General features: G+C 41.2%; 6 protein-coding genes. 3 read left to right on the forward strand and 3 right to left on the reverse strand.

The window, feature by feature from the left end; translation table 11 throughout:
• The first annotated feature begins 140 nt into the window (after window positions 1–140).
• Entirely contained in the window at window positions 141–578 is a 438-nt protein-coding gene (locus AC805_RS19635) for a YidH family protein (RefSeq protein WP_055076974.1), read from the forward strand.
• Between the two features lie 35 nt (window positions 579–613).
• Here the strand turns inward: AC805_RS19635 and AC805_RS19640 are convergent, their stop codons facing one another.
• Entirely contained in the window at window positions 614–1,525 is a 912-nt protein-coding gene (locus tag AC805_RS19640; RefSeq protein ID WP_055076970.1) for a LysR substrate-binding domain-containing protein, read from the reverse strand.
• Between the two features lie 314 nt (window positions 1,526–1,839).
• Between AC805_RS19640 and AC805_RS19645 the strand changes: the two genes are divergently transcribed.
• Together AC805_RS19645 and AC805_RS19650 are read left to right on the forward strand one after the other, a co-directional pair.
• A complete protein-coding gene (locus AC805_RS19645; protein WP_055076971.1) occupies window positions 1,840–3,093 on the forward strand; it encodes a serine hydrolase in 1,254 nt (417 codons plus the stop codon).
• A gap of 275 nt (window positions 3,094–3,368) precedes the next feature.
• Entirely contained in the window at window positions 3,369–4,001 is a 633-nt protein-coding gene (locus tag AC805_RS19650; protein WP_055076972.1) for a cadmium resistance transporter, read from the forward strand.
• Window positions 4,002–4,138: 137 nt separating this feature from the next.
• On the opposite strand, the gene AC805_RS19655 is transcribed toward AC805_RS19650, so the two are convergent.
• Entirely contained in the window at window positions 4,139–4,933 is a 795-nt protein-coding gene (locus AC805_RS19655) for a sulfite exporter TauE/SafE family protein (RefSeq protein WP_055076973.1), read from the reverse strand.
• A gap of 275 nt (window positions 4,934–5,208) precedes the next feature.
• Window positions 5,209–5,703, reverse strand: a complete 495-nt coding sequence (locus AC805_RS19660) for a hypothetical protein (RefSeq protein WP_231663810.1) — start codon at window positions 5,701–5,703, stop codon at window positions 5,209–5,211.
• Window positions 5,704–6,154 lie beyond the last annotated feature (451 nt).

Genomic DNA, 6,154 nt, shown 5'->3' on the forward strand with positions numbered 1-6,154 from the left:
TTTTTAATTATGCCGAACTACTTATAAAAGAATTCTTTTAATCAAGAGATAGAAATATTGCATTTTTTTCGATATATTCCTATATAATTTTGATGAATAATCATTCCTTCGCAAAAAACTATACAACTCGAAGTTCAGTAATGCAGCTATTATTTAAGCCCAAAAAGAATGTCGGTGAGACATCTGAGACATCTTTGTTAGGGAAACAGAATCCCAATCGCGTGCGCGATCATTTAGCCAACGAGAGAACATATTTATCATGGATGCGCATGGCGATCGCTCTGTTAGGTGTTGGGGTAATTGTCGTACGGTTGCGCATTTTACGTCCACCGATGCTTCCTACCCCAGGGAATGGTTGGAAGCTAGGATTAGCATTTTCCATTATTGGTATGCTGACAGTGTGGCTTTCTACCCATCACTATTTTGCCGTACGGCGTGATATTGACGCAGACACCTTCGAGCCACCCGATCGCTGGGTTGTTTTGTTCAGTCTCGCCATTACGCTCATCGGTGCGGGAGTTATCTATTACGTTTTTGCAGCTCCCTTAGAACAAATGAACCTAGTTGTTCCTGATTGAGTCTGACCTTATTTTATTGATATTTTATTGATATTTTATTGACGCAGGATATCGCCAAACACTTTTGCGATCCGAGTTTGAAATCGTTGACTATGGGTAAGCTTGAGAAAGGGACGGTTAATATTTAAGGGGGTAAAGCGATCGCCATTCACTACCCTGACTTCTCGCAATGTCCCTAACTGAAATTCCTTTTGTACCATCAGTTCTGAAATTGCGGCTGCTCTGACGCTACTCTCGATCGCCGCTTTTACCATTTCCCCACTACTGAGGACAAGCATAATTTTTAGCTGTGTAGGATTGATCCCCCACCTCAGTAAAGCCTGTTCAAACACCTGTTGTGTCCCCGAACCAGTCTCCCGCATTACCCACGCCGTATCATTAATTTCATCGATCGTAATCTCTTGGAGATCGTACCAAGGATGTGCCTTGCCAACTACGATTAATAGGCGATCGCTAGCAATTTCTTCTTGTTCGAGGATTTTTTGCAGAGGGGGCTTGACCTCGGCTTCGATTAAGCCGAGATCGAATAAACCTGCGGCGGTTCCATCACAAATTTCTTCAGTATTGGCAAGGGTGCATTTGATAGAAATGTTAGGATATTTCTCTTGAAATTGGCTAATCTTTGCGGGCAACCAATAGTTGCCAATGGTCAAACTGGTTCCTAACTTCAGCTCACCCCGTTGTAAATCGTTTAACTCGCGTAAACCTCTTTCCATCAATTGGACGCGATCGAGAATATCTGTCGCTTCTATCTGTAATAAGATCCCCGCATCTGTGATCTCGATATGGCGACCAATCCGATGAAATAGCTTAACTCCATAACATTGCTCTAGACTTTGGATAGCGGCACTAACAGCAGGCTGAGTGATATATAGTTCTTCAGCGGCGCGAGTAAAGTGTAAATGTTCGGCTACTGCCAGAAAAATCCTTAATTGTTCGAGCGTCATTGAGTCTTGGATATCATTGTTATTGAGCTATTGAAAAATAATTCTACATCATTCTCAAATACCGCCAAATCAACGTTATATGCTACAGCGCTCCACACTCAAATCTAAACCAAGAAACTTTCAAAAAGTTTTTTGGTTTAGATTTGAGTCGCTTGTAGAACTCCCAAAAAGTGATAGTTTTGTATGCAGCTAAGCATGAGTAAACTTAAACCCTAGAAGCTCATACCGCCTGCAATATGGACAATGTGCTCTGGTCTTTTTTTTTGCTATGCCAAACTACATCGTTACAAAATCGCTCAGATTGGTAAAGAGAAATGAAAATTCATCTTGTCGTATTCGCAACTCTATGTTCTAGCTTAGCTAGCTTTTTGACCTTTGCAATAGATCGCTCTCAAGCTGCCCTAGAGTTTTCCCAAATCGCAAATTTATCCTCAAGTTCAATATCACAAAATGTTCCATTGCCAGAGACCTCGCATCAGAATGCGATCGCGCGTCTATTAAATTCTCCGCAACTAAATCCTGAATGGTTCGCCCCTGAATTTATTGCCAAGGTGCCAATTTCCCAAATTCAAGCCGCGATCGCTAGTCGGAAATTATCAGTTGGCGAATGTCGTCAATTTCAGGGGAAAGATGTCAGCTATCTGGCAGTTTGCGATCGCGGAAATATCCCTATCAAAATCAAGCTAAATGCAGAAGGAAAAATTACGGCGCTTTTTTTAGGTAATCCGCAACAAACCCTCGATCAAGCTGTGTCAGGCTTTAAAAATTTAGAAGGAGAGGTGAGTTTATTGGTAACGGAAGGTAAAACCCAGCGAGTGGGGCTTCGTGCCGATGCCCCGATGGCGGTCGGCTCTGCTTTTAAACTAGCAGTCCTCAAGGCTTTAAAAGAACAAATTGCTGAAAGTAAGCTCACTTGGGATAAAGTGATTGCTTTACGAGCAGATCAACAGAGTTTCCCAACTGGCTTGCTCCAATCTTGGTCGGCAGGTTCACTCCTAACCGTACAAACCTTGGCGGGGTTGATGATTTCCCTTAGCGACAATACCGCTTCAGATACTTTGATCGATTTAGTAGGCAGAGGAGAAGTAGAACGCTTCAGCTCGCGAAACCAACCATTACTCAAAACTCGCGAAATGTTTACATTGCGGGGCTCCAAAAACTCCGATCTTTTGCAAAAATATCGGCTTGCCAATACTGGCGATCGCCTCAAGATCTTAGAATCTATCTCACGTCAGCCATTACCAGATATTTCTGACTTTATCAATAATCCCAAGGTATCTTTTGATGTCGAATGGATTTTTACAACTCGCGAACTATGTTCTCTAATAGAAGATGTAGGGGATCTGCCTTTAATGTCCTTTAATGCAGGAATTGTAGACCCCTCCGAATGGGCAAAAGTTGCTTTTAAAGGTGGTTCCGATGCAGGTGTTCTCAACTTCACAACGTTACTGCAATCAAAGAGTGGTAAATCCTATTGCGTTTCTGTCACTTGGAACAATACCAAACCTCTCAACGAGTCCCAACTAACAACTTTATATAAAGGGTTGATTGACAAGCTCCCTAAATAGATGCAAATAAGCCCGATTGGCAAACGATCAATTTATACCAATTCCCAAAATGGCAACGCCATTTTGGGAATCTCAAAACCTTACTGGGTTTGGTGTTTAGTTCACTGAAGTGTTGGCTCACTTCAGTGAATTGGTATTAGTTCAGCTTAGTTCAGCCTCGAATCACGGTAAAATGGATCGGTGAAATTGCAATTCTAAATTGCAATTCTAAACTACGATTCTAAATTGCAATTTAGAATTGCAATTCTAATCATTTATCCATCTGAATTTGAATTATGGAATGGCTAATCGGTACTGTAGCACTTGCGATTACTATATTTACTGCGACCAATATCGATGACATTCTAGTTTTAACTATTTTCTTCGCACAGGTTGATAGCAAATTTCGCCCTCGACATATTGTTATCGGGCAATATCTTGGCTTTACGGTTATAATTCTTGCCAGTTTGCCAGCTTATTTTGGCGCTCTAATTATTGATCGCAAATTAATCGGCTTATTGGGAATATTACCGATCGCCATTGGAATTAAGCATTTATTGCCAAAAACAGAAAAATTAACTGTCCAAACTCATCCTCACGGGGGAAAGAAAAAATCCCTATGGCTCTCTCCGCAGACCTATCATGTGGCGGTAGTTACCTTTGCTAATGGAGGAGATAATATTGGAGTTTACATTCCTCTATTTGCCAGTAGTAATGCGGCTACCCTCTCGGTGACGATCACGACTTTTCTGGTTATGATTGCTGTTTGGTGTTATGCTGCATTCCAATTCAGCCGTCATCCTGCGATTACCAAATTCTTAGAGAAGTATGGCGATGCGATCGTGCCTTTTGTGCTCATCGCTTTGGGAATCTACATTCTCTACGAGAGTCAAACTTATCAGTTATTTCCCTTCTTTTCCTTTAAATAAGTAGTTCGGCATAATTAAACATAAAACCTAGAAGAGAGTACTGCCCGCTACGCGGGCGGTACTCTCTTCTAGGTTTTATGTTTAAACTCTCAAAGATAAGTGGGGGCGCTTCGCGCTATCACTTATCTTTTGGCTCACTATACAGAATGGATTAACTTCCAACTCACAGCAAGTAAAATCACAAAAATCAAATAGCGCAAAGACCTTTGAGGGGCTAGTTGGCATAGTTTCGCTCCCAATAAAACTCCTGGGACAGAACCGAGCCAAATTGGCAATACAATATGCCAATCAACAGTACCGAGGCTAAGATGTCCGAGGGAGGTAAATCCGAGCAAAATTGCGGCTTGAGTGATGTCTGTCCCTACTAGTTTACGCGAATCTAGCTTAAAGAAGGTCATCAACACTAAAGCAAACAGCGAACCAGAGGAAACGCTGGTCAAGCCCACCATACAGCCTAAGACAAAACCAACGATCACAGTTTTTATTTTGCCATTAGTAGTTTCTAGATCGAAAGTGGGAAAAGAAGGCAGAGATAGATTTGGGGCAAAAGTAGTCAGTATTAATTGAATTAAACCTGCGATCGTCACGAAAAAGATCGTTGCTCCGATGGAAGGTAGCAAAAATGAATCTAAACTCCATCCATTGAATTGAATTAAGTGGAGAATGGCAACGCCTAACAAAGAGCCTGGAACGCTACCGAAGGCGAGCCATTTTACTACTTGGGTGTCAAGGGTTTCCTGCCGCCAATGACTGATACTTGCTACAGCTTTCATCATTGTCGCGGCGACAATATCCGAGCCGACAGCGATCGCCGCAGGCACATTAAATATAAAAATTAACATTGGAGTAATTAATGAAGCCCCGCCAATTCCTGTCAATCCCACCACCGTTCCGACAATGAAACTAAAGCCCGTCAGCAAAAAATAATTCATATGAGTAGGAGACTAAAGAATAAATTGAGCAATAAATAGAATAGAAATGTTGAAGTTTTTGATTGAAGCTTAATTAGAAACCATTTAAGAATTGGATAGATCCCCCCTAGCCCACCTTAAAAAGGGGGGAGAATTAAATTCTTCCCCCTTTTTAAGGGGGATTGAGGGGGATCTCTTAGAGTTTTTGACCGCAGAAAGTAATTCTTAAATGGTTTCTTAGATAAATTTTTTTTTAAAAGAGTGTTAAAGGTAATGAATGTAATGTCTAGCTAACCTTAGCCTTGAGGATTCAGAAAAGCAAGACTAAATTTCTGGTCAATGGGCAAAACTGCATTGAGATCGAGAACGTGAAAATAAACTAGAGCCGTAATTATCACCGTATAGGCGGTTGAAGTAATCACTCCTGAGAGAATTTCCTGCTTTAAACTACGCTTGTTCACCGTATTTTGCAGCATATCCTTTGCTCCGATCTGCATGAGCACAATACCAACCAAATTTGATAGCCAATAACCAGCGATCGCCGCAGGAAAAAACCAATTAGCTTGCCATAAACCCACTACATAGCCAAAACCATAGGCGATCGGCAAATTAATTATTAGATCGTTCCACCAGCAAAGGGGCGAGAGCAAGTATCCTACTACCAAAAAAATTCCGCCCTTAATTTTTTGACTAACACTTTTTGGAGCGGTGTTTACAGGGGGTAAATCTGATGATGGAGCAATCTCTAAACTGGGTTGGCTAGAAGTTTCAGGGTTGTTTAAAGCCGCCATAAATCTACTGTATCATCGTGTAATTACCGTATTTTATACTGACGGGAGCATTTATCGCAAATTCGGTAAATAAAAAATCAAAATTATAGCTACAGTCACTTGAATTAGGACAAATCAAAACCCAAGAATTAATTGGCGGCGCTTCGCGCCGCCAATTAATTCTTGGGTTTTATGTCCTAGTACACTTGGCAACAGCTATATTACTAATGTCCGAGTTCTCTAGAGCGCCATAAATCTAAATAATTTATAAAAAATAGGACATCGACTCCAAAAAGAAGATGAGTGGCTAGGCGCAATTAAATATAAAACCCAGAATCAAAACCTGTAGCGCACACGCAGCTTGCGCGCTACAGGTTTTGATTCTGGGTTTTAATTATTTGGCGAAGGCTATGCTTATTTACTGCTCGAGAAAGTTGGGATATTACTTTCAATCAAGCGATTGATATCTAAT

The sequence above is a fragment of the Pseudanabaena sp. 'Roaring Creek' genome (genome assembly GCF_001402795.1).
In the GTDB taxonomy this organism is placed as follows: Bacteria; Cyanobacteriota; Cyanobacteriia; order Pseudanabaenales; family Pseudanabaenaceae; genus Pseudanabaena.